The organism is Burkholderia glumae LMG 2196 = ATCC 33617 (assembly GCF_000960995.1).
GTDB lineage: Bacteria > Pseudomonadota > Gammaproteobacteria > Burkholderiales > Burkholderiaceae > Burkholderia > Burkholderia glumae.
Genome location: NZ_CP009433.1, coordinates 113,609 through 137,773 on the forward strand (window position 1 = coordinate 113,609; position 24,165 = coordinate 137,773).

Genomic DNA, 24,165 nt, shown 5'->3' on the forward strand with positions numbered 1-24,165 from the left:
TCACCCGTTCAGTTCGCGAATCGCGGACGCCGGCAGCACCTTGAGCGTAGGCCGGCCGATGACCCAGTACGCGACGTGTGTCGACATCCCGGGATGTTTGCCCGAGCTGAACTTCTGCCACCCGTAGGCAAGCGCGACGCCTAACGTGACACCGGCGAGCACATGGTTGAGCATGATGCCGCCCACGACACCGCCCATGCCGATCGAGGCGACGTCCTTCCGGAAAAACAGGAATTTTTCCGGATCGTCGAGCCGGCTCGGTATGTAGTGGTTGAGGTCTTCGGACATCACCGCCCCTTAGATCGTCGCGGTGTATTCGCCGTCGATAATCCCGACGATAAGACTGCCGACAATGCCGATGAAGGCGGGCTGGACGAAGGCAAAGAGGTCCTTCTTGAACATCGCCATCGCCGTGCCCCAGAGCAGGCCCGCGAGCGCGATGACTTTGGCGGGATTTCCTTTGACCCATCCTTCAACTGTCGTCGCAGCGGGTGCGAATTCCGCACCGTCCGCCCCAAACGCGATACGCGCGAAGAGAAGCAGACCGACTGTTGCGAACGCGACGAGCGCCGCGAGCATGTGCTGGCGGATCTTCGGATCGTTGAGGAGCGCCTGAGCGCGGTCCTCGAGCGCGATGAGGCGAAGGGCAAGACGGATTTCGAGCTGCGATACGGCGTTGGCGATCATATGGTCCTCGCGCGGTGTGGGCAGGTGGCCGGATACTGTTCTTGTGGTGCTCGCGCCGTTACGGGCGGCACGAGCACGGTTCAGGGGCTGGATAACAAAAAGTTCTGTTTTCGAGATTTCACTATCGATTTGTAGTCCTTACTTAATTAGATCCTCCTGTGGTAAAAATGACGAATTGGGCTAGATGAGGCTTCTAGTTACCCGCGACGCGCTTCGTCTGCCTCCCATCGCTGGGCGGCATGGGGCAGCGCGGCAGGACCGGCGCGGAATGGGTGCGGTGAGCGTGATGGACCGCCTTCAAGGCGCGTTTGCGTGCACGGCTACGATGGGTTGGCGCCGGCGCGGAAGCCTCAGCCGGCTCCGATATGGGGACGCGTGAAAGGGCTGGTTCGGGAGCGAGCTGCGGGACCGGCTCCGGCGCGTGCTTGATCGTCGGCTCGGGACAGGTTGCGGGCGAGCAGAAAACATACTGACCTGCACCCGGCGCGCCGATTTCGGTCACGGCATAATCCGGCAGCCGCGGGGCAGCGAAGCAGGGGTACGAAAGCGCGAACGCGACAGCGCAAAGGAGGGCGGGGAGCTTCATTTCGCTCTCCCGCTTGCCGACATCGCGGCAGCAGACTGCGCCCGGTAGCCGGCGTACGCACGTTGTACAAGCCGCACGTACTTGGCCTGGGCAGTGGTATTCGAGGATGCGGGGCCAGCGTTGTAGCAGCCAACCGCGGCCCAGGTGGCGCCCTTGCTGCGGATGCAGTTGGCCAGCACCCAGGCGCTCAGCTTCAGGTTGACGCAAGGATCAAGCAGATCTTCGCGGGTCACGCCGTAGGAGACGAGTTCGGGCAGATGGATGTCGTTGATCTGCGCCGCCCCCCAGGCACGGTGGCCACCGGCGAGCTTCGGGCCAACGGCGCTGGGAATGCCGCGAGACTCGACCCATGTGATTGCACGAAGCAAGTCTGGGTCGAGCTGATAAATCGCGGCCGCGGAGACGAACGGATCGCCGTGGCAAACCGACGCGGACGCCGTGCTGCTGAAATGCGCGGCGAGCGCGACGAAGCCGACGATGCCTCCCACCAGTCTATAGAGACGAGCGAAAACGGTACGGCGGGGCCAGGAGCGTACCCCATGGTCCGACCTCCGCGACGACTGCGAGGAATAAAACAGGTAGTGCGAGGACTGTGCGCTGCGCACTACCAAGCCGCCTGGTTCCGAGCATCGGGAGCTTGTGAGTTTCAGGCGGGACGCGAGAGAAAGGGGCTCGCGCCGAGAGACGTTGCCCACGACAACGAGGTCAGGGCATGCGACATGAGAAAAGACCACTCGGGGATGGCGCGCAGCGTGATCGCCATGTGATAAAGCGCCCGCTCGCCTGCATTGCGGTTCCTCGGTAGACGAGGCACCACCATGCGGTGCGCGGACGAATCTGAATTGTAGAAGTTCAGACTTGATCTGACAGTAAGGCCTTGCCAAGAGGCGGGGTTACCCGTTTTGATAGAGGTGCGAATCTTCATCAAAACAGCGCGCAAGCGCCAAGGAGTAACCCCGTGAGTAGTCTCAACCAAAATGTCATCCGCCACAAGATCGGTCTGCTGAATCTGGCCGCCGAGCTGGGCAACGTGTCGAAAGCCTGCAAGGTGATGGGGCTGTCGCGCGATACGTTCTACCGCTATCAGAACGCCGTGGCCGAGGGCGGCGTCGATGCCCTGTTCGACAGCAATCGGCGCAAGCCGAATCCCAAGAATCGAGTCGATGAAGCGACGGAAATCGCCGTGCTGGCCTATGCCATCGAGCAGCCCGCCCACGGGCAGGTTCGGGTCAGCAACGAATTACGCCGGCGCGGCATTTTCGTGTCTGCATCCGGCGTTCGTTCGATCTGGCTGCGTCACGCGTTGTCGTCCTTCAAGCTGAGGCTCGTGGCGCTGGAGAAGCAGGTCGCTGAAAAAGGCATCGTGCTGAGCGAGGACCAGGTGGCCGCGCTGGAAAGAAAGCAGGACGACGATGTGGCTCATGGCGAAATCGAAACCGCTCATCCCGGCTATCTGGGCTCGCAGGACACGTTCTACGTGGGCACGATCAAGGGCGTAGGCCGGATTTACCAGCAGACCTTCGTCGACACCTACAGCAAAGTGGCGATGGCCAAGCTGTACACGACCAAGACGCCGATCACGGCGGCCGATCTGCTCAATGACCGGGTGTTGCCGTTCTTCGAGGAGCACGGCATGGGTGTGATCCGCATGCTGACCGATCGAGGCACGGAGTATTGCGGCAAGCCGGAATCGCACGATTATCAGCTGTACCTGGCGCTGAACGACATCGAGCACACCAAAACCAAGGCGCGACATCCGCAGACCAATGGCATCTGCGAGCGGTTCCATAAAACCATCCTGCAGGAGTTTTATCAGGTCGCGTTCCGCCACAAGCTCTATCTGACGCTGGCGGAACTGCAGGTCGATCTCGATACTTGGCTGATGTACTACAACGGCGAGCGAACGCATCAAGGTAAGATGTGTTGTGGTCGCACGCCTTTGCAGACGCTCATCGCGGGCAAGGAGGTGTGGAAGGAGAAAGTGAGCCACCTGAATCTGATCTGACAGTCACGCACCGTCGGAACGGGTAACTGTCAGATCGGGTCGCGACTTCTACATCTGAATCCGTAATGGACGGACGTAGTTAATGCGTCAATCCCATACGATTGACGTAAAATACCCTCAGCCACGAGTGGTCTCTCTCAGCTTTAGCCAGCTATGTGCTTGTGGTTAGGTCGGCATTGATGTTGGTAGCATCGGTGCCGGCCGCCTTCTACTGCTCGTTTTCGCTTACCTTCTGCTGCCCTCCGTTGTTGGGAGAATTCGCAAATTTCACTTTGATCTCTGTGAGACCTGGACAGGTTTCCTTCAGCACCGACGCCACGCGATCAAAGTCTCTCCATGTTCGCTGCGCGCCTCTCTGCCCTTGCAATGAGAATGACTTCTTGTCGTCGAAGAGCACGACCTCAACCGTCCACACAGGACGGCTTTCGGTAGCGCATTCCACCGCCCAAATCTCGCAGCGCTCCCCAGCACGATAGGCAAACGCCAGTTCTTGGAGTGATATCCCCGGCATCCTTCCCTTTTCCTTCCGTTGGCGTAAAAGGGAAAGTATCGCCATGAGGGCACACCAATACGTGGTCATTCGTCAAACTATAAACTTTTCCCTAAAGTTTGCAACTTTTATCGTTCGTGCCCCGTGCCTGTTTGCAACAGGCAGCGCTTAGGCACCACATCATCTTCGTTCGTGGCGCCACCTGTCGGTAGACAGACGGCGCCTCACAGGTGAGCCTCAGGCTTTGTCTGACCGGCCTCGCGATCTGGTGAACTCAATCGCGTCGGACAGGCCGCCCATCCTTCGAGTCAGGCCGTATACGTCACCAAGAACCCAAAGGTCGCGGACGAGGTCCTCGTCGAACGTGAATATCGCCACGCCATCCCACCAAACCCGCTGGTTGCTTGGAGCGTGCCCAAAAAAGACCTTCCTGTGCTCTCCTTCAAACCTAAGCTTTGCGCAGACCTGCGCTCCTTCTTCGATGACCTCACGTATTTCTGTCGCATAGTCGCCAAGTGTCGAGGTGAGCCACTGAACATATCGCGAAAACTCTTCATAGCCCACTAGAGTGCAATTGAGCGAACTGCGAAACGTGAATTCGGAATGGAACATCGACGGCAGTAGTTGAACCACTTGCCTATCCCACACCTGCTCGTAAAATTCGCGCACGATGCGTTTGCGACGAGACTCCATTCTTTCCCCGTTGGTGCCGCTACATGCGGCTTACGTTTTTATTAAAACAACAAATTTATACTTCAAATCTCGCTACAAAAACTTCACGGACCCGATTCAGCGGTACACATTTATCGAATGCTCACCCCATTGCCGGCCTAACGGCATCGGGGAACTGTTCGTGTCATGTTCTGTGAGGTCAATACCTCGCGTCTCTGGAAGAAAGAAGAGCGCGAAAATTGCTATGCCATATGCGCAGACCGTATAAATGCCGATTGCGAAACCCAGCGGCAGGGTAGTCGAGAGAAGGCCGACGAGGGCCGGAAAGAAGGCGCCGACACCACGTCCCAGGTTGTAGGCGAAGCCTTGCCCTGTCCCCCGTAGATGCGTCGGGAAAAGCTCGGCGTAGAACGCTCCCGTGGGAGCAAACATCGCGTTCGCGAACAGCCCAAGGGGAAACCCAAGAATGAGGACCGCGTTATCCGAGATCGGAGCAAACATGTAGATACACACCATCGCCGTCGAAAGGACACCGAACGTCATAAGCGTTCGCTTTCGGCCTAGACGATCAGCGCAATGCGCGCCTAGCAAGAAGCCTAGGAAAGCTCCCAGAATCACGACTGCTAGGTAGGAGCCAGTTCCCAACACTGACAGGTGGCGCTCGGACTTGAGGTAGGTCGGCAACCACGTAACCACTGCATAGTAGCCACCCTGCATCCCGATGGCGAATAGCGACGACGCCAGAGTACGGCTGAGAAGCGGGCGCTGGAAAAGTCCAACGGGAGCCATGAACCGCCTTTGTTTTGCGTGCCGGGAGTCCGCAAAGGTGGTCGATTCGTCGACAAAGATCCGGATGAAGAGCGCGAGCAGCGCAGGAAGCAGGCCGAGCCAAAAGAGGCAGCGCCAAGCCAGATGTTGCGGCACGATCGAAAATACAACGGCAAATGCAAGCGCTGCAAGACCCCAACCGACCGCAAACCCGCTGTGAACTGTTCCTGCCGCCCGTCCACGGAAGGCGGGCCGAATGACTTCGGACATAAGCACGGCGCCGGCTGCCCACTCTCCGCCGAACCCGAGTCCCTGCAGCGCGCGGAACGTGAGCATCTCATAGAAGTTTTGAGCGAAACCGCTTGCAAATGTGAAAACCGCGAACCACACGACGGTCAATTGGAGCACGCGCACCCGACCAATCCGGTCGCTAAGGTATCCCGCCAATGCGCCGCCGATCGCAGAGAAGACAAGCGCAGCGGTTCCAAGATACCCGGCCTGGGCTTTGGTGATCCCCCACGTTGCAATCAATGCCGGTAAAACGAAACTATAGATCTGCACGTCGAAGGCATCGAGTGCCCATCCGCTGAAACATGCAGCCATGGTTCGACGTTCGTTCGATGACAACTGGAACATCCAGAAACTCATGTGGCCCTCACTATGCTCTCATTAAGTTATGGCTGAATGACGCTACAGGCGTTTCGAAGTCAGCTCGATGTGTGAGGAAGTATACAAGGTGGTCTACCGCAATAAAATATGCAAAAATGCCTGCCAACACTGTGCAATTTTGCCTAGTTTAGAGTAGGAGGTCTTGTGCGCACGACGGAGTGGACCGATTTGATGGTGTTCGTCGAGGTAGCGCGAGGACCGTCCCTTACCGCCGCCGGTCAGCGCCTTGGGATCGATTTGTCAACCGTACGCAGAAGACTTGCGACTCTACAAGACACTCTGGGCAGAGAACTCTTCCAAAAGCAAGGCCGCTCGCTCAGCCTTAGCGTCGAGGGAGAACGTATTTTCCATATCGCGCAGCGCATGGAAATGCTCGCGTCCGAGATTTCGAATGATTTTTCTGACGCAGAACGCGACCTAAACGGCGTGGTAAAGGTCTCGACCATGGAGGGGTTCGGTAGCTTCTATCTCGCGCCACGGCTTACAGGGTTGGTGAAGGCTCATCCGGGACTAAGTATTCAACTTATTAATTCGCCTCATATTCTTAACCTCGCGGAGCGCGAGGCAGACATATCGCTCAACATGATGAAGCCGCATCGCGGACGATTTTTGGTTGAGAAGCTCGCCGAATTTTCGGTGGGGCTTTTTGCGATGCCCTCGTATATCGAGGCTAACGGAATGCCTGAGACAATGGCCGACTTAAAAGAACATACCTTCGTGACCTATGTCGAGGACCTGATTTCCGTACCGTACGTACTTTGGTTACCGGAGATCCTGCCGGAGCCCCGAGTTCAACTTAGTTGCAGCAGCCTCGTTGCGCAATACCATGCCACGTGTGCTGGCGCTGGGCTTGCGATGCTTCCGCTGTTCATGGCAATTAAGGAGCCGCGCCTGGTTAGGCTTTTTCCGGAGAAGATCAACCTGATGCGAGATTGGTGGATGGTCGTGCATCGGGATCTGGAGGCGGTACCCCGTATTCGAGCGGTTATGGAATTTTTTCGGAAAGTTACCGCTGAGGACATAGAAACGCTTGTCGCGCCGATCGACAAAGAGCTGTGATTGGTGCACGCAAGAGGTTCCTCGGTCGGTTCGGTTTGAATCGTCGTTCGAGCATGCGCGGTGGAACCTGATTGTCATCTCGATCGCCTACTTTACTAGCGTAGAAGTGCTCTCACCATGACCGCATCGACTCAGATTCAACCGAAGCCCACCGACGTCTTCGTCTCGCCCCTCGACGATCTTCATCCCGCTGACATCGATGCCAATCTCAAGGCGCTCGATCGCTGGCTCGTGGATGTCAGCGGGGGCGTGCTGACGTTGGATCGTGTCGAAACCATCGCGCGCAATGCGCCCGTGCTTGCGAACATCTTCGCGGCCGTCGACCTGATCGCAGACATCCGCGCGATGATCGACCACGGCGACCGGCCGATCGACCTGTTCGATTGGGTGAATCTCGGCCTGGACCTGATCGGCGTGATCCCCATTCCGATGGGAACCGCCCAGATTCGCATGGGGGCGCGGCCCATGCTCAAGCTGCTTCGCGAGGAAATCGCGAAGAACGGCAAGGCGATGGGCGAGGCCGCGATGCAGATGGTGCGTGACGGCATCATCACCGCGATCGTCGCCAGCCTGCAGGCGCGCTACGCCGGCGAAATCGAGACCTTCCTCACCGCGCTGCGTGCCGAGTTGGCTGCCGTGCTGAGTGCCGCCGCCGACTATGTCGGCAAGGTGATGAACGGCTTGGCCGACCTGTTCGCACACGCGGCGGGCGAACCTCTGGACTACGGCAAGGATCTCGACCAGGCCGGCCAGCACCTGAGCGCGGCCACGCGCAACATCCTCTACGAGCCGGGCGAAGCGTTCGGCAACATCGGCGCGCTGTTTTACGACGCGGTCAGGGTGGTCGGGAAGGAAACGATCAACACCGCGACGTCCGTGGCGAAGTACATCGACTCGGATGCCAGCGCGAAGCTCATGAGCGTGGCCAATTCGCTACGGCGGAAGGTGCCGGCCGTGCAACAGGCGGTGCGGGGGCTCGATGGCAACGAGGTGGGCAAGATCGGCTGGCTGATCCTCGTGTGCGAGGAAGGCGTGATGCGCTGGCGCAAGACGCATCCCAAGCCGCAGGCGGTGGGCATCCCGTCGAAGGGCGCCTCGAAGGCCGAGGAGCGGCGCGGGCAGGGGCCGACCGAGACGCTCGGCGCCACGGCGCCGGCGAAGCACCCCGGGCCGAATTGCTGCAACTCGACCGGGCCGGTGCCCACGCCGGCCACCAGTTCGCCCGGCTCGATCGGCTATGCCCTGGGCGACGAGCGGATCGACCATGACGATTTCGTGATCGACGGCCCGCTGCCGATTGTCTGGACGCGAACCTATCGCTCGTTTTTTGACGGCAACGACGAGCAGGGCGAGCTCGGGCCGCGGTGGATCACGCCGTACACCGTGCGCTTCGACGTGCAGGCGACGAAACTCGTCTATCACGACGCGGAAGGCCGCAGTCTCGATTACCCCCTGCTGGAAGTGGGCGGCGCCCACGACGACCGCGCCGAAAACCTGACACTGCTGCGGGTCGACGAGCGGTGGATCGCACTGACGCGTGGCCACAACGTGCTCGAGGCATACGAACGCCACGGCGATCGGTATCGCCTGGCGTTCATCAAGGACCGCGCCGGCAATCAGCTGACGGCCGACTATGACGAGGCGGGGCGCCTCTATCGCCTGCTCGTGCCGCATCGGCAAGTCGCGTTCAAGCACGACGCGCGCGGGCGAATCGTCGAAGTCTTCGAGCACGACGCGGACGGCGAGCGCGTGGGGCGCCTCGCTGCCTACGAGTATGACGCGCAAGGCGATCTGGTTGCGGCCAGCGACCGATACGGCAACCGACGTGAGTATCGATATCGTCACCACCTGCTGACGCGCTACACCGACCGCACCGGGCGCGGCATGAACCTGGAGTGGGACGGGACAGATCCGAAAGCGCGCTGCGTGCGCGAGTACCGGGACGACGGCAGCGACGAGGTTCGGCTCGCGTGGCATCCGAGTTTCCGGATGGTCATGATCACCGACGCACTCGGGCAGGTCACCCGCCACTACTACACCATCAAGGGCTATTCGTTCCGGGTCATTCACCCGGACGGCAGTGAGGAATGGCTCTACCGCGACCGCAACGACAAGCTGGTGCAGTACATCCACCGCGACGGCGGCACCGAGTTCTTCGACTACGACGCTCGCGGCAACCTGACCCGTCATCAGCGCGTGGACGGCTCGGTGATCGAGATGGTCTACGATCAACAGGACCAGCTGGTCAAGACGATCGATCCGCACGGCCACGCCTGGATTCAGGAGTACGACGCCGCCGGCAACGTCGTCCTGGCGAGAGACCCGCTTGGGCACGAGACGAAGTACCAGTACAACGCCCAGGGGCTGCCGACGGCGGTGGTCGACGCGAAGGGCGGGAAGAAGTCGCTCGAGTACGACGAGAGCGGCCGCCTCCTGTCGTTCAGGGACTGCTCGGGGAAGACGACGCACTGGACGTACGATGCGGCCGGCCGGCTCGTGGAGATGCGAGACCCGGCCGGCACCCCGACGAGCTACCGGTACGGTGCGAACGGGCAGTTGGAGGAGATCGTGTCGCCGGCCGGCACCGAGCACGTCCAGCACGACGCGGAGGGCCGGCTTCTCACCGCGACCGATCCCTTGCAGCGCACGACCCGCTACACCTACGACGCGGGCGGGCGTGTCATCACGCGCATCGATGCGCTCGGCCAGCGCCTCGCCTACGGCTACGACCGCCTGGGCCGGCTGGTGCGGCTGACCGATGCGAACGATGCCGCCTACACGTTCCGGTACGATCCGGCCGGCCAGCTGGCCGAGGAGACGGAATTCGACGGGAGGACCCGGCGATACCGGTACGACGAGGCGAGCGGCCGCCTGGCGTCGATCGAGGAAGCGGGACGGACCACGGAACTCGGTCAGGACCGCGCCGGGCGGATCTCGCGACGCAGCTGCGGCGAAGAAGCCGAACAGTACGGCTACGACGCGAGCGGCCGCTTGGTCGAGGCCAGCAACCGGTACAGCCGAATCCAGCGCTTCTTCGACCCGATCGGCAACCTCGTTCGCGAGCATCACGCCTACGACGTGTTCGGCGTCAAGCGCAGCTTCGTGTGGCACCACGGCTACGACGAGCTGGGCAACCGGATCAGAACGGTTCGGCCCGATGGCCACGTGGTGGACTGGCTCCGCTACGGTTCCGGCCACGTCCACGGGCTGCTCGTCGACGGCGAGGAACAACTGCAGCTCGAGCGCGATGAGTTGCACCGGGAGGTGAAGCGCACGCTGTCGAGCCGAATCCAGCAGCTCACGGCCTACGATCCGGCCGGCCGCTTGGCGCGTCAGACGGTTCAGCGTCACCAAGCGCCCGGGGCGCTGAGCGCGCGCCGGTACCATTACGACGCTGCAGGCCAGCTCACGCAGATCGAGGACAATCGGCGGGGCGCGTTGGACTACCGCTACGACCCGGTGGGGCGGCTGATCGAGGCGATTGGCCCCGGCCGGCGGGAGCGCTTCGCGTTCGACCCGGCGAGCAACATCGTCGATCCCGGCCGGCCCGAGACTGCGCGCACGCCGGGCGGCAGCGCCGGCCGCCGCGAGACCACGCTGCCGGATTCGGTGCCCCGGGTGCTGGGCAACCTGCTGCGGGAGTATGCCGGGACGCATTTCGAGTACGACGTGCAGGGCAACCTGATCGAGAAGCGCTCGCCGGCGGGCGTGCAGCGGTTCGAATGGGACGGGTTCGACCGGATGCGAGCCGCCCACGCGGCTGAACAGTCGCGGCAGGCGGCGGCGACGTATTTCTATGACGCCTTCGGCCGACGCATCGCGAAGGAAGTGAACGGCGCGCGAACCGTCTACGGATGGGATGGGGATACGCTGGCCTACGAGTCGGCCGACGAGCGCAGCACGCATTACCTGTACGAGCCCGAGACGTTTGTGCCGATGGCGCAGTACGCTGGCGCGCCGGTGAACGGCATCGAGACGCCGACCGCCTCGAGCGCTGACCGCTACACGCCGGAGGACGATCCGCTGCAGCGGGTGCCGGCGGCGGCTGCGGCGGCGCATCTGGTGTTCTATCACTGCGATCAGATCGGCACGCCGCTGATGATGACGGATGAGGCGGGCGAACTGGTGTGGGAGGCGAGCTACCGTGCGTGGGGCGAGGCGCAGGAGGTGATCGAGCGGGCGTCGGCCGCGGCCGGCATCGACGTCGTGCGGAATCCGCTGCGGTTTCAGGGGCAGCAGTTCGATGACGAGACGGGGCTGCACTACAATCGGTATCGGTATTACGATCCGCTGGTGGGTCGGTTTGTCGGAAAAGACCCGATTGGGCTCACCGGCGGCATCAACCTCTTCCTGTACGCTCCCAACCCGGTTGTCTGGGTCGATCCGCTCGGACTTGCACGAGACCTGACGGGGTGTGATGGGTCCGGACGTCCTCTCAAGAGCAAGCAATATTCGGTTCTATATGAGGCGAAGTTGCCGGACGAGATGGTGGTCGGCACCGACCCAACGCACTTCAGAGAAGCAAACCGACAATTAAACGCAACGATTACTGAGGACGCTCCCTTCAAAGCCATGATGGCACAACACTATGGCGGTGTCGTAGACCACGTGGCGGAAGGGCCGAGAGGTGGGTACAGTTCCAGCGCACCAAAAGGATTTAGCTGGCATCATCACCCCTGTCGGAAGGGCGTGCTCCAGTTGGTACCTATGGCACAACATCAGGCACCTGGTCCTGTCCAGTCGGTCTTACATCCGGGTGGCCAGGGCGGAAAGCAGGTTTGGGGAGGAGGAAGAACCCGATGAAAAATTCACTCACTGTTCTGGGTGATGTTCTCACGAACGTCAGCGAATTCGCTTGGGACCACGCGCTCTTTATGCCCCACGGCGTGGACTGGGTTCCGTCCACGACTTGCGCCATTCTCGACCCAGACGATTTCGAGAACGAAGCTAATCCGGAACGCCCGCAGTTTGCCGTCGAGCACTCGTTACATTACGCCCTTGGTGTTCAAGTCGTTCAAGGCATCGTCGAGAACGCGAGACTGCAAAGGCCGGACGCTACGGTTTCGGACCTCGTGGACGCATTCATTTTTTACTACGATAACGATGCCTACGTGGACTGGTCGTAGGCGACCTGCGGCTTGTATCTGCAAACAATTTTTCGACCTCGTTACTAAAAATGGGGATGTGGATGCCCAACACCTCTTGTCGAAACTTCTCTTGGACCGACGTGCAGACGGTGACGTTCACGTTGCCTGTCTCATCCTCGATGGTGAGAAATATCACGCCTTTTGCAGTGCCCGGCCGCTGACGCACGGTGATGCGGCGGACGCCACCGAAAAGAAGCAGGTTGGCTGTCACGTCCATCGCGATGGTTTCCTCATCGCAGACCGCGACTTGCGGCGAGAAGCGCAGCATGCCGAACGCGACCTCTCGCTGCATGTCACGCTCTGGCTCGACGCTCCGGTCGTACAACAGCGCGTCGGGAGACCGCGAGATGACGCCGCCTCGTTTCATGCCCGGCAGCACACCAGCTTCGCGCGCCTTCGAATCCGCCACCAATACCTTGTCGCCCTCCAGCACGACGCAACCATGCTCAGTGCGAGGTGACCACCTCGGGCGGAACACATCCAGCGAAAGCCCGGGCAGAAAAATGGCGACGAACACGGCCATATGGGCTGAGGAGAATCGGTGACAGTTCCAACGTGATGGAGAGCGTTTCTGTTCGTGTCGGGCCTCGTCGCTTCACGACATCGACGACGAGGCCACCGTCAGCCGGTTTCACGGGCAACCGCAGCGTGGCGGGAGATGAGTCCTGAGCGCAGGCCAGCGGCCTGATGAGCACCAGCAACGTCTCAGATGCTTGGGCCGCTAGATAAAAGCGCCTGAGCGCTTCGGTTCGGATGTGCTGCTGCCACACGATGAGTGCGCCGCAGCTCTTCGCCTGCAACACGCGCTCCGCACACCAGTGTCAGCGTCGGATAGATACTCCCCACTTTCGTCGAAGTAATTTTCCCCAGTTTTTTTATCTGACGGCGCCGCGGTAGCGGCGCCGTCCTGTCGATCGCTGACCATATTGCCCTGGAGATCCGTCGTGGGGGTGTCGGTGGTCGAGCTGGAGGAAGTGATGACGATTCTGGAATTGCATCGGCAAGGGCTGAGTATTTCGGCCATCGCCGCTCGACTGGGTATGGACCGCAAGACCGTTCGCAAATACATCAGGAATGGCGTTCAGGCGCCGCGTTACGGTCCACGTACGCCGCGACCGTGCGTGGTCGATCCGTTCGTCCAGTACATCACCGAACGCGTACGCGAGTTTCCCGAATTGAGCGTCGAGCGTCTGCTGCGTGAGGTCCGGGCGATGGGTTACGCGGGCGGTCGCACGGCGCTGGGCGACCTGGTTCGGGAGGTCCGGCCGCCCCGCCAGCGCGGCTTCGAGGTACGCTTTGAGACGCCCGCCGGCCATCAGGCTCAAGTGGACTTCGCGCACTTCAGTGTCGAGTTCGACGACGCGCCCGGCCAGCGGCGTTCGATCTGGCTGTTCTCGATTGTACTCGGGCACAGCCGCTATCTCTGGGGACGCTTCGTCGAGCATCAGGACCTGCAGACCGTCTTGCGCTGCCACATGGAAGCGTTCGAGCACCTCGGCGGCGCTCCGCGTGAGATTCTGTACGACCGAATGAAGGCTGCCGTGCTCAGCGAAGTCGAGAGGCACATCGTCTACAACGCGAAGCTGGTCGCGTTTGCGCAGCACTACGGCTTCGCGCCGCGGGCCTGCAAGGCGTATCGCGCCAAGACCAAGGGCAAGATCGAGCGCCCGTATCGATACATCCGGCAGGACTTCTTCCTGGCGCGCCGTTTCCAGAACCTCGCCGACCTGAACCGCCAACTGCGCGAGTGGCTCGACACGGTCGCCAATGTCCGCGTGCACGGCACGACGCACCGCGTCGTCGCTCAGCACTTCAATGAGGAGCGTCCTACGCTGCAGGCGTTGCCGCCCGGCACCTTCAACGGCGTGATCCGGCTTGAACGGCGCGTGAGCCATGAAGGTCTCGTCTCGGTCGGTGGCAATTACTACAGCGTGCCCGATCGTACGCGCAAGCGCGTGCTCGACGTTCACAGTCTGGCGCACGAGATCCGCATCTACGAGGACGGTGAACTGCTGGCGGTTCATCCCGTGCTAGAAGGCCGACGACGAACCTCGCTGCTGCCCGGTCATCGGCGTGCAAACCAGCGTAAGCAGCAGGCACGGCACCCCGTGCCATCGGTGACGGCGAGCGTGGCTCGCCGGCCCCTGTCGTTCTATGACCAGGTCGCAAGACGTCTCGCAGAAGCCGGGAGGACCGCATGAACAGCATGCCTGCCTCGACACTGGAGCGCATCCGACGCTATCTCGTCGGCCTGCGCATGCCGCGCGCGCTCGAAACGCTGGATGCCACCCTGAACCGCTTCGAGCAAGGCGACAGTTCGATGCTCGAAGTGCTGGAAACGTTGCTGGGCGAGGAGTTCACGACACGCGAAACACGCCGCATCCGGATGGCGCTGCAGACCGCGCGGCTCGGCACGATCAAGACGCTGGCCGGCTACGACTTCAGCTTCCAGCCGAGCCTGGATCGCGATCGCATCATGACGCTTGCGCAACTCGAGTTCATCGAACGACGGCAGACCGTTCACTTCCTGGGGCCGCCCGGCACGGGCAAATCGCACCTGTCCATTGCGCTGGGCGTGGAAGCCGTACGCGCGGGCAAGAGCGTCTACTTCGGCTCTCTGGCCGAGATCGTGAACTCGATGGCCAAGGCCGAACGGGAAGGCAACCTGGCGCAGCGCGTGCGCTTCCTTGCCCGTAACAGCCTGCTCATCGTCGACGAGATCGGCTACCTGCCCATCGGCTCCAACGGCGGCAATCTGTTCTTCCAGCTCGTCAACGCCTGCTACGAGCGCTGCGCGATCATCCTGACGTCCAACCGCAGCTTCGGTGAATGGGGTGACGTGTTCGGCGACAGCGTGGTGGCCGCGGCGTTGCTCGACCGGCTGCTGCACCACGCGATCGTCGTGCAGATCGAAGGCACATCGTACCGCCTGCGAGAACACGCCGATCTGCTGCCGGACCATCTGCGCAACCGTCCGTCTTCCCTGAACCCCGTGCCCGCTGAACCGGCTCGCCGGCGCCCGGGCCGCCCCCGAAGGAACCCATTCGATCACGTCGCCGGCTGATCACCGTCCGAACAGGGTGGGGAATTTTACTTCGACACTTCTGGGGAAATTACGTCCGACGTTGACACACCAGAGCGCGTCCGCGGTCTTCGGGGCGCTAAGCCTCATCAGCCATTCCACCGGCACGCCCAGATACGCGAATGCCAGCGAATTGGGGACATGTGGAGGCTGAAGCAGCGCAATCGGCCGTGAGCTCAGTTCCGCGAACGCCGGCTTCAGGAGCCGCATGTCGCCGATCCCTGGTTGCTGGACCAGCAGTTCAACCAAGGCGCCCAGTGGCCAGCCGCCGCCGGGCAGCTCGGCCGACAGGGCCGTTCTGCCATGGACGCGCGCGACCTGCGCCAGAGCGCAGGGTGTATCGACTCGATGTTTTGGGGCAAGGCGGCCATAGCGTCAGATGCAAAATACTGTATTAATATACAGTAGGTGCAAGTTACCACAGACTATTCTGAGCGCCTAGCTTCGTGAGATTCCGCCTAAATAGGGCACTAACCACGCCGGGTAGCGCAAGCCGTCGGGGCTCCTTTTCCCGGCGCGGGCGGTATGCAGAAAGAGGCCCGACGGAGGTTTTGGCAGGGCCGTTACCGTCGCAATAGGCAGGCACCACCAGTCGCTATCGAAGGCAAACTCCATATTTTAACCGTTAAAGCCTAAATGCCTAAACGATCGTTTTGAGACATATTTTGGCCGATTTTCTAACTTGGTTAGAAAGTGTATCTGCGCGCCGCCTCGTTTAAACGCTCAGCAAACGTTTGGTTTTATGAAATTTGCCAGACATTTGGAAAATATGACCACCTTTGATGGCTTCCGCACAGACAATTGCTTACAATTTTCACCGGGCACTCGCGCTGACCACCAGATGTTGTGCTAAATTTCACTTCGTAACTACATCTTGATTGGCGCGCCGTGTTCGTGTGAGCGTACCATTCGGTAAGTGTTGCCGCTTTCTTGGTGGCAACGAAAATCCACTTGCGCTCTACAGGACGGTCCCATATGGCGACACCGAAAATTACCTTTTTCCCGGTTGGAAATGGGGACATGACTCTTATCGAATTGTCCAACGGACAAACGATTCTTATCGATATTAATATCCGTGAGCCGGGCGATGATGTCCGGGATGTGTTGAAGGACTTGCGCGAAAGGCTTTCGGAGGACGAAGAAGGACGTCCGTATGTCGATGTCATGGTCCTGAGCCACCCGGACCAAGACCACTGCCGTGGGTTGGTTGCGCATTTCCATCTCGGCTCGCTGATGGACTACCCGGTGAAGGGGGAGGCATCCAAAATCGTGATTCGCGAGATGTGGTCGTCGCCGCTCGTCTACCGGCGCGCGTCGAAGACCCATACGCTGAGCGAAGATGCCAAAGCGTGGAATAAGGAAGCGAAGCGTCGAGTACAACTGTTCAAGGACGAAGGCGCTCTTGACGACGGTGACCGCATCCAAATCATGGGTGAGGATGCCGACGGCAAGACCGACGACATCATGCAAATCGTCGTCAAGGCGGGAGAGCAAATCACCAAAGTGGCTGGGAAGTCGTACGAGAATTTCAGCGCCTTGCTGCTCGCTCCGCGAAACGCTGATAACTCGGATGATGCCGAGCAACTGACGAAGAACGAATCGAGCGTCATCATCAATTATTCCATCGGCACCGGCGCCGACCCGGAGGCAGTGAAATTCCTCTCCGCTGGCGACGCCGAGGTGTACATCTGGGATAAAAAGCTTTGGCCGCGTTACAAGAACAACACGGCGGCACTCGAGTATGACCTGCTGGCCACGCCCCATCATTGCTCCTGGCACACGCTGTCATACGACAGCTGGAGCGACTATGGCGAGGACGCAAAAGTGTGCGGGGACGCGCGCAACGCTTTGTCGCAAGCTCGCGCAGGCGCCGTGATTGTGGCTAGCAGCAAGAAAATCGTTGACGACAAGAACGACCCGCCGTGCATTCGCGCCGAGCGCGAGTACAAGAAAATCGCGAGCAATGCGAAGGGCGAATTCCTCAACACCTCTGTGCATCCGAGCGAGGCAAATCCGGAGCCCATGACGTTCGAAGTTTATGGCGATGGCTTGAAGCCCGCGTGGAGAAAACACTCGGGCGGCACGGGAGCTGGTGCAGGTGCTGGTGCCGCTGCCGCTATCGGCTCGCAACCGCTGTCGCACGGTAGTGACTGAGAAGGGGCGGGCCAACGATGAGTCCACTTATTCAAGGCGCGATTGACCTCATCGCGGTCCATTATGCGGTTGAGGCGTTCACCGTCACCGAGGTGGCCGACGGTGTTGTAGAGGTCCACGCGCAGTTCCAAGTAGAACTCCCGTCCCGCTCGAAAGCCGAGGGGAAAAGTCGAAACGGCGTGCGAGCGGTCGAGGAAGTTCTCTTCTGTTTCGCGCCGGACTTCCCGACCAGCGCGCCGAGGATTACTTTGCGCGAGGACTTCCCCAGCACGCTTCCGCACATCTATCGGCACAAGAAAGGCGAGCGGGTTCCTCCGTGCATCACTGTTGGCGACAAGCGTGACGTGATGCATTCGGATGGCGTCTATCGTCTGGCGGACCAGGTGTCGGATTGGCTCGACAAAGCAGCCACCGGTGAGCTCGCGCAGAACGACCTCGGGTGGGAGCCGAGTCGACGTGAAATTGGTCGCGACTTTCTTGACTTGGCCTCCGACGAGGTTACGAAGAAGCCGGCGTTCGGTGGCTGGCGACTGTACCAATGCCGCTCCATGTGGACCAAGGATGGCGGCTCGTCGATTGCGAAACACGCCCAGCCTGTAACGGCGATTCGCGTCCCGTCGTTCATCCGAACAATCCCAAACCATCTGCAGTTCAACCGCCGCGTGTGGGTTGGCGACGTCCCATTGTTCGTCTTCTGGCCGCAAGCCGGCAACGATGGGCTACCTACGGTGAACTCGCAATACAAGGTCGACACCATAACGACCTTCGCCGAGCTGGCCGCCCAGGCTGAGGAGTGGAAGTGCAGGGTCGCGCTCGATGACTTCATAAGCAATTTCAACAGGGCTTGGGTCCAACCGAAATCGACCTGTGAAGTCATCGCGTATATGGCGTTTCCTGTTCGTCGCCCAAAGAACATCATCGGGCTAGAGACGGAATTCGAATTGATGGTTTATCGCATGCCGTTCGCTCTTGGTGCCAAGCTCTCGACGACGGCGACTACTGCAGTGAAGCCGGTCGCGATTATCGAGCCCATTTCGCCCAAGCTGTTGCGCCGCACATCAAGCCTCCGCGAAGAAGCGGCCGAGTTGACACTGAGCTTCTTGGGTTGCGGAAGCCTCGGGTCGAAGGCGCTGATGCACGTTGCTCGCGCTGGGATAAGCATCGGGCTCTTGGTCGACGGAAAGGATGTCGCATCTCACAATGTCGCGCGTCATGCCTTGTTTCCGGAGGACACTGGAAATCTCATTGCCAAGGCTGAAAGGCTTGCAAACATCGTCGAGGACTTTGGCGAAAATCGACCAAAAATACACGTTGGCGACATTCGCGACCTCGATTTTGCGGCCCCCAAGTGCCAGAAATTCTTCAACGCTGACGACACACTCGTCGTGAATACAACTGGTTCGTCTGCCGTGCGGACCTACCTTTCCGCCGCGCCAATTCAGGCTCGCGTCATGGAAAGCGCACTGCTGAATCACGGGGACGCGGCGTTCATGACCCTGGAGGGGCCGGGCCGATGTCCTTCGACGCTCGACCTTGTTCATCACGCGTATGAGCAACTTCGTCCGCTGGGCGTCCTCTCCGCTCAGGACGACGAGAAGTCCAATGTGCTTGAGATTGGCGTCGGCTGCCAGTCGGTGACCATCCCGATGCCGGACGCAAGGGTCTCGCTCATAGCTGCAGGTGTCGGACAGAAGCTCCTCCAACTCCACCAAGATGGCTTGCCAGAGAGTGGCGTGGCGGCCGTGGCGACTGTAGGTGTCGACGGCATGTCGATAAATTGGAAAGTCGAGAACGTCGGTCCAACCCAAATTGCACGTATGTACGACGGCGAAAACTGGTCGGTACGCATTCTCGATGCTGCTCACCAGAAGATTGTCGCCGACGTACGAGGGTACCCCGGCGTGGAGACAGGAGGCCTCATCGTTGGACGTGTCTCAACGTTGACGCGCGAAGTTTTCATCACAGACGTTCTGCCCGCAGCACCTGACAGCACCCGCTCGGCGACGCGGTTCGTCCATGGCACGGACGGTACAGAGGCCTCCATCCGCGCGTATGAGGCGCTCGGCGGGAAGACGCTGTCATGCATTGGAACTTGGCATAGCCATCTCGCGGTGAGCGGGCCGTCTCAGATGGACAAAGACACGGCGACGAAGCTCGAGGGAAAGCTTCGGGGAGCAGCGGTTCTTCTCATTCGTCATCCGGAAGGGTACGCCGCAGTTGTGCGTGACGGCGCACCAAACTAACTGAAGAATCGGGGAGAAAGAATGGATGCACTTAAATCCGTCGCGGAAGCAGCGACATCAGGGAAATCGTTGAAGCGCCGCAACATGCTGTGGCTCATAGCGGTCGGGATTGTGGACGTTGTCGCTTTGTCACTGGTGGTGTTTCATCAGCCGTTGAGCGATTTCACTGTCGACAAGATGGCTGCGATGAGAGTGCCCCTGAGCGTGCTGCTGCCCGCACCCATTCTTGCGCTCTCGTATCTGCTGTCTCAATCGCAGAAGGCAACGATTGTGTTCTGGCGACTGAAGCACCCGATGCCAGGCTCGCGCGCGTTCTCAGTGCATGCTCCAGCAGACGTCCGCATTGACCTGGATGCACTGAGGAAAAACGTTGGAGAGTTTCCCGTCGACGAGCGTGCCCAGAATGCCATGTGGTATCGGCTCTATAAGCTGGTCCAGGACGACACGACTGTGCTCGAGAGTCACCAGAACTTCCTCATGCTCCGTGACGTTGCGTCAATGTCGCTTCTGCTGGTCGTCCTGGCACCCATCGCTCTCGCGCTGGCTGGCGTCGGTGGTCGCACCGTCGCGTGGTGCAGCCTCTTCTTTCTCGCGCAGTACATCCTCACCGCAATAGCGTCGAGAAACAACGGGGTCCGCTTCGTGCAAAACGTCTTGGCAATTCACGCGACGAAGAAGGTCGCAACGGCGAAGCCTGCAACACCTCGAAAGACGAAGGCATCCGAAGCCGTAGATAAGTGATGCCTGCACTGGCCCCAAGCCATCACACAACGATGACGAGACGACAATGATTACTGGTATCGAAATTGATTTTCTGCCGGTGGGAAGCGGCGAGCACAGCGGTGACGCTATCGCCATTCGTTGGATGGAAGACGGCACTTCCAAGGTCATGCTATACGACGGCGGAACTAGAGAGTACGGTCGGGCGCTCGTCGAGCATGTTATGACGCATTTCCAAACCGACTATGTCGATTACGTCGTCAACTCGCATCCAGACAATGACCACGCTGGTGGGCTTCTGTATGTTCTCGAGAACGTGACCGTCGGCGAACTCTGGATGCATCAGCCGTGGAAGTACGGCAGCCAAATTCGCCATTACTTTCACGATGGTCGCATTACCGACGAGAGCCTGGCTGACCGCTTGCGCAAGAAAATGGCCGCAGCGTTCGCGCTCGAACAAATGGCCGAGAGAAAAGGAGTGCCGGTGAAAGAGCCGTTTGCAGGCTCCCGGATTGGCATCTTTACGGTTCTGTCGCCCGACCGCCATCGTTACATCAATCAGCTCATACCGGCGTTCGAAAAGTCCCCCGAACTCGCGAAAACTGCATCAATCTTCGACTCCATCGGCGACGCCGTGACGGGGGCGCTATCCTCGTTCGCCGATGTGTGGAACAGAGAATATCTCCCCGAGACAGTTACGACCTCCGCGGAAAACGAGAGCAGCGCAGTCCTGTTCGCTTCATTCAACCAGAAAGGCTTCCTGCTGACCGGCGACGCGGGCATCGAGACGCTTCGCGCATCAGCAGCATATGCGAGCTCTCTGGGTATCAACCTACCGCTTCAGGTTACGTTTGCGCAGATTCCGCACCACGGCGGTAGGCACAACGTGTCGACCGAGACATTGAACCTGGTCTTCGGCGAGCCCCACCCCGAGCGCCCTGAGAATCCAAAACGGAGCGCCTTCGTCTCCGCCGCCGCAAAGGCCCCCCGGCATCCTAAGAAGGTCGTCACAAATGCCTTCCATCGTCGAGGATTCAAAGTCGCGCAGACCAAGGGCCGAAATATCTGCCACTACCACGGCATGCCAGTTCGCGCGGGGTATGGTCCGCTTGACTATGTCCCGTTCTACGACAATGAGGATGAGTAAACAGCAGTGACGCGCTAGGCCTAGCAACCGCCCATTGCCGGGCTCGCCGAGCCAACCCCATGATGTCGTCGACCCGCGGGCACCACGGCAACCCAACCGCCCAAAAAAAATGCAAGCTGTGCGCTGGCATTTTCTATCCACTCAAGGGTGCTCAGCTTACAGAGCCGGCCCAAGGTCGTTCATTTCTTCGATTCGCAGCATGCGAATATCCCGAACCGCCGCCTTGAACCAAGGCAACGCACGGCTCATCGCTTGGGCCGCCAAGACGCACTTCACCGCCGTCATTTCCTTGTCGCCAAAGTAGACGCTACCTTGCTGCCACTGGAAACCATTGGCTGTCAAAAATGCCTTGATTTCACCATAAGCGTTGGTGTACGAGGGCTTGCCGTAGGCTTTCTTCAGCTCCTCGGTCTCCAAATCGAACGAAATTGCGTACATACGACCTGATTCTTTCGGCAGTTCTAGCTTCTGAGCTTCTTGAAGCATAGTGTGCAACATTTCATTAAATTGACCCACGGTCATCTCCCAAAGTCACGGCGCATTTTCGCGCCACATTGGCCAGACTCAACAAGCCAACCCCAAACCCCAATGTTAGCTCGGCATCCAGTCACCGTATAGGGCAATCCTTCCCGGTGATGGCGCAAAGCTACATCCTCAAGTCGCCCCCAATTCTGACCGGCTCCACATGCAGCACGCCCGTGAAGTGAGCGAGATGCTGTTGGGGATGTTCACCGCGGCGATCTGGCGTATAGGTGAACCAGACTGCTGTCGGATCTTCGGAAGCGGTCGGCCGGTCGCGTCACGCACGTAGACCCACAGACGTCCCGTCTTCGTGCGACCGTTGCCTGGCGCCAGCGCCGGCAGCGGCGTATCGTCCCCGTGAACCTTGCTACCGGCCAGCCCGTAGCGGCGCACGGGGTCGACCGGTGCAAGCAGACTCGCGATGCTGCCCATCCAGAAGCCCATGGTGCCGGGCTCGATCTCGACGCCGTCGCTCGGATGCATGACCGCCTGGCAGTGCAACGGGATGTGGTAAGAGAACTTCGACACGTCGATGTGCGCAAGCAGCGCCGGGTCCGGGATGCCGCGGTCGATCGGTCTGCTCGGTGCCGCCGCCTGCACGATGCGATCGCAGCACGCGAGACGCGTCTGCAGGGCGCTCCACTTGTCCTGTTGCCGGCTGACGGGTAATCGGAACATCACAGAACGCGATCCGTCCGGCAGAAGCCCAACTGGGGCCGAGCCCTACCGCGTAGGGGCGGATTGGGCCTCGGTTCGTACTGACAACGTCATTACCGCTGCCCTATACTGGTGTCTTCACAGGGAGCAGCCCATGACCTCGACCACCCCACGCGACACCCTGAACCTACGCATTCGTCCTGACGATCGCAGCTTGATTGACCGCGCCGCAGCGGCCGCCCACAAAACGCGTACCGACTTCGTCTTGGACGCAGCGCGGGCCGCCGCCGAACAGACCTTGCTCGACCAGGTTGTTCTGAGCGCTGAGCCGCAGGCCTACGCGGCCTTCCTGGCGCGCCTGGATGCGCCCGCCCAACCGAATGCGGCATTGCGTCAGACCATGCAGACGCGCGCGCCCTGGGACCCCGCCGCATGACGGGCTGGCTCGCGCCCGAACCGCTCGGCGACGCGCATGGACTCGACGATTTCGATTCCGGCGTCGCGAGCCTCGACACGTGGCTCAAACGTCGTGCATTTGCCAATCAGCGAAGCGGTGCGTCGCGGACCTTTGTGGCGACGCGAGACGGTCGGGTGGGGGCGTACTACGCACTCGCGTCCGGCGCGGTTACGCTCGAGGTCGCACCGGGCCGCTTCCGACGCAACATGCCCGATCCGATACCCGTGGTTGTGCTCGGGCGTCTAGCCGTCGATCGCGCCCATCAGGGCAATGGAGTTGGGCGTGCGCTGGTACGCGATGTCGGTTTGCGTGTACTGCACGCCGCAGCGGCCATCGGAATTCGCGGCCTGATTGTCCATGCGCTCACGGATTCGGCCAAGGCGTTTTACGAGCGGGTGGGCTTTGAGGCGTCGCCAATCGATCCGATGCTGCTCCTGATCACGCTGGCCGACCTTGAACACGCCTTATGATGGCATCGAACCCATGAGGCAACTGGCGAGAACCGGGTCAAACTGCCGCTGCCTGGCCCCCACACAACATTTGAATACCTGAGATTGCACCGATGAAGCCCGAACCGCCGCGTTCGCCACGCAGCCGCCTCACGCTCAAACGCCCGAGTCCTGCGCCGGCGCCAGCGGGTGCCGCCGAACTGCCTGAACCCGAGCCGCGAAAAGGGCAGACTTCGAAACGGGTTCCCTATTTCGCCGATCGCCCCCCGCTCCCGGTCGAGGCCACCCTGGCTAAGCTCCAGAGGCACTTCCCGGTGGCGTTTCCGCCGGAGCCGGCCGCCCCGTTACCTTTGTGCGTGCGGGTCCAGCGCAAGTTTTGGCGTTACCTGGCGCAATACGACATTGGCGAGGACGAACTGGACGCGGCGCTGGCTGTTTGGTGCTCGGCACAGCGGTACCTGCGAACCATCGTCGAGGGCGCAACGCGTGTCGACCCCGAGGGCCGGCCGGCAGGCCGGGTGCCGGCCGCCAATGCAGCGAATGCGAGCGAGCGATTGCACGCCTTGTCGCGTCAGACGACCTGACTTGGTGACGCTCGTTTGACATGACCATCGCGTCGCACGTGGCCCGCACCGGGACGCCCGGCCAACA

At 60.6% G+C, this 24,165-nt stretch carries 22 protein-coding genes and 1 pseudogene; 13 read left to right on the plus strand and 10 right to left on the minus strand.

What is annotated here, in order from left to right; translation table 11 throughout:
- The 3 genes from traL to KS03_RS01215 form a co-directional block, all read right to left on the minus strand.
- On the minus strand, positions 1 to 288 hold the full coding sequence (gene traL / locus KS03_RS01205) for a type IV conjugative transfer system protein TraL (protein ID WP_017432612.1): 288 nt from the start codon (positions 286 to 288) through the stop codon (positions 1 to 3).
- 9 nt (positions 289 to 297) lie between these two features.
- Positions 298 to 687, minus strand: coding sequence for a hypothetical protein (locus tag KS03_RS01210; protein WP_012735295.1), 390 nt, complete (start codon positions 685 to 687; stop codon positions 298 to 300).
- Positions 688 to 1,269: 582 nt separating this feature from the next.
- Positions 1,270 to 1,761, minus strand: coding sequence for a lytic transglycosylase domain-containing protein (locus KS03_RS01215; protein WP_232252315.1), 492 nt, complete (start codon positions 1,759 to 1,761; stop codon positions 1,270 to 1,272).
- A gap of 470 nt (positions 1,762 to 2,231) precedes the next feature.
- Here KS03_RS01215 and KS03_RS01220 point away from each other — a divergent pair, with 470 nt between their 5' ends.
- Complete coding sequence (locus tag KS03_RS01220; protein ID WP_015877383.1) at positions 2,232 to 3,278, plus strand: IS481 family transposase; 1,047 nt, start codon at positions 2,232 to 2,234, stop codon at positions 3,276 to 3,278.
- A gap of 208 nt (positions 3,279 to 3,486) precedes the next feature.
- Here KS03_RS01220 and KS03_RS30780 read toward each other — a convergent pair whose 3' ends face one another.
- The 3 genes from KS03_RS30780 to KS03_RS01230 form a co-directional block, all read right to left on the minus strand.
- Positions 3,487 to 3,834, minus strand: coding sequence for a hypothetical protein (locus tag KS03_RS30780; protein ID WP_127913918.1), 348 nt, complete (start codon positions 3,832 to 3,834; stop codon positions 3,487 to 3,489).
- 171 nt (positions 3,835 to 4,005) lie between these two features.
- Positions 4,006 to 4,401, minus strand: coding sequence for an ester cyclase (locus KS03_RS01225; RefSeq protein ID WP_232252314.1), 396 nt, complete (start codon positions 4,399 to 4,401; stop codon positions 4,006 to 4,008).
- A gap of 156 nt (positions 4,402 to 4,557) precedes the next feature.
- Entirely contained in the window at positions 4,558 to 5,856 is a 1,299-nt protein-coding gene (locus tag KS03_RS01230) for an MFS transporter (protein WP_017432435.1), read from the minus strand.
- Positions 5,857 to 6,048: 192 nt separating this feature from the next.
- Here KS03_RS01230 and KS03_RS01235 point away from each other — a divergent pair, with 192 nt between their 5' ends.
- The 3 genes from KS03_RS01235 (at position 6,049) to KS03_RS30785 (ending at position 12,062) form a co-directional block, all read left to right on the plus strand.
- Positions 6,049 to 6,936, plus strand: coding sequence for a LysR family transcriptional regulator (locus KS03_RS01235; RefSeq protein ID WP_230674573.1), 888 nt, complete (start codon positions 6,049 to 6,051; stop codon positions 6,934 to 6,936).
- 117 nt (positions 6,937 to 7,053) lie between these two features.
- Positions 7,054 to 11,739 (plus strand): RHS repeat-associated core domain-containing protein, encoded by a 4,686-nt coding sequence (locus KS03_RS01240; protein ID WP_045678695.1) that lies wholly within the window; start codon positions 7,054 to 7,056, stop codon positions 11,737 to 11,739.
- Positions 11,736 to 12,062 (plus strand): DUF7716 domain-containing protein, encoded by a 327-nt coding sequence (locus tag KS03_RS30785; RefSeq protein ID WP_127913919.1) that lies wholly within the window; start codon positions 11,736 to 11,738, stop codon positions 12,060 to 12,062. The genes KS03_RS01240 and KS03_RS30785 overlap by 4 nt, the downstream gene beginning before the upstream one ends.
- Here KS03_RS30785 and KS03_RS32395 read toward each other — a convergent pair.
- Positions 12,019 to 12,606 carry a DNA polymerase Y subunit UmuC family protein gene (locus KS03_RS32395; RefSeq protein WP_045678696.1) on the minus strand — a complete coding sequence of 196 codons (588 nt, stop codon included), beginning with the start codon at positions 12,604 to 12,606 and terminating at the stop codon, positions 12,019 to 12,021. The genes KS03_RS30785 and KS03_RS32395 overlap by 44 nt on opposite strands.
- 421 nt (positions 12,607 to 13,027) lie before the next feature.
- Between KS03_RS32395 and istA the strand changes: the two genes are divergently transcribed.
- Positions 13,028 to 14,284: an IS21 family transposase gene (gene istA / locus KS03_RS01250; RefSeq protein ID WP_017432522.1), complete on the plus strand. Its 1,257-nt coding sequence runs from the start codon at positions 13,028 to 13,030 to the stop codon at positions 14,282 to 14,284.
- The gene (gene istB, locus KS03_RS01255) at positions 14,281 to 15,147 is read left to right on the plus strand and encodes an IS21-like element ISBcen28 family helper ATPase IstB (protein WP_012732871.1); all 867 of its coding nucleotides are present in this window, start codon (positions 14,281 to 14,283) and stop codon (positions 15,145 to 15,147) included. Before istA ends, istB begins: the two co-directional genes overlap by 4 nt.
- Here istB and KS03_RS32540 read toward each other — a convergent pair whose 3' ends face one another.
- Complete coding sequence (locus KS03_RS32540; RefSeq protein ID WP_232252313.1) at positions 15,148 to 15,414, minus strand: hypothetical protein; 267 nt, start codon at positions 15,412 to 15,414, stop codon at positions 15,148 to 15,150. It lies immediately after the preceding gene.
- Positions 15,415 to 16,185: 771 nt separating this feature from the next.
- On the opposite strand from KS03_RS32540, the gene KS03_RS01260 reads away from it, so the two are divergent.
- From KS03_RS01260 to KS03_RS01275, 4 genes are read left to right on the plus strand one after another with little or no spacing between them, the layout of a single operon-like run.
- Entirely contained in the window at positions 16,186 to 17,319 is a 1,134-nt protein-coding gene (locus KS03_RS01260) for a ComEC/Rec2 family competence protein (protein WP_017432521.1), read from the plus strand.
- A gap of 17 nt (positions 17,320 to 17,336) precedes the next feature.
- On the plus strand, positions 17,337 to 19,562 hold the full coding sequence (locus tag KS03_RS01265; RefSeq protein ID WP_045678697.1) for a ThiF family adenylyltransferase: 2,226 nt from the start codon (positions 17,337 to 17,339) through the stop codon (positions 19,560 to 19,562).
- A 21-nt stretch (positions 19,563 to 19,583) separates the two neighbouring features.
- Complete coding sequence (locus KS03_RS01270; RefSeq protein ID WP_045678698.1) at positions 19,584 to 20,303, plus strand: hypothetical protein; 720 nt, start codon at positions 19,584 to 19,586, stop codon at positions 20,301 to 20,303.
- A gap of 46 nt (positions 20,304 to 20,349) precedes the next feature.
- The gene (locus tag KS03_RS01275; protein ID WP_017432519.1) at positions 20,350 to 21,429 is read left to right on the plus strand and encodes a ComEC/Rec2 family competence protein; all 1,080 of its coding nucleotides are present in this window, start codon (positions 20,350 to 20,352) and stop codon (positions 21,427 to 21,429) included.
- Positions 21,430 to 21,585: 156 nt separating this feature from the next.
- Here KS03_RS01275 and KS03_RS01280 read toward each other — a convergent pair whose 3' ends face one another.
- On the minus strand, positions 21,586 to 21,945 hold the full coding sequence (locus KS03_RS01280; protein ID WP_244130113.1) for a virulence factor: 360 nt from the start codon (positions 21,943 to 21,945) through the stop codon (positions 21,586 to 21,588).
- A 163-nt stretch (positions 21,946 to 22,108) separates the two neighbouring features.
- A pseudogene (locus tag KS03_RS01285) lies at positions 22,109 to 22,575 on the minus strand (IS66 family transposase); the annotation flags it as partial.
- A gap of 187 nt (positions 22,576 to 22,762) precedes the next feature.
- On the opposite strand from KS03_RS01285, the gene KS03_RS01290 reads away from it, so the two are divergent.
- The 3 genes from KS03_RS01290 to KS03_RS29290 all read left to right on the plus strand — a co-directional run bounded on the left by KS03_RS01290 (position 22,763) and on the right by KS03_RS29290 (position 24,098).
- Positions 22,763 to 23,044: a type II toxin-antitoxin system TacA family antitoxin gene (locus KS03_RS01290; RefSeq protein ID WP_045678699.1), complete on the plus strand. Its 282-nt coding sequence runs from the start codon at positions 22,763 to 22,765 to the stop codon at positions 23,042 to 23,044.
- A complete protein-coding gene (locus tag KS03_RS29285) occupies positions 23,041 to 23,535 on the plus strand; it encodes a GNAT family N-acetyltransferase (protein ID WP_080942736.1) in 495 nt (164 codons plus the stop codon). The genes KS03_RS01290 and KS03_RS29285 overlap by 4 nt, the downstream gene beginning before the upstream one ends.
- 92 nt (positions 23,536 to 23,627) lie before the next feature.
- Positions 23,628 to 24,098, plus strand: a complete 471-nt coding sequence (locus tag KS03_RS29290) for a ProQ/FINO family protein (protein WP_080942737.1) — start codon at positions 23,628 to 23,630, stop codon at positions 24,096 to 24,098.
- Positions 24,099 to 24,165: the final 67 nt, after the last annotated feature.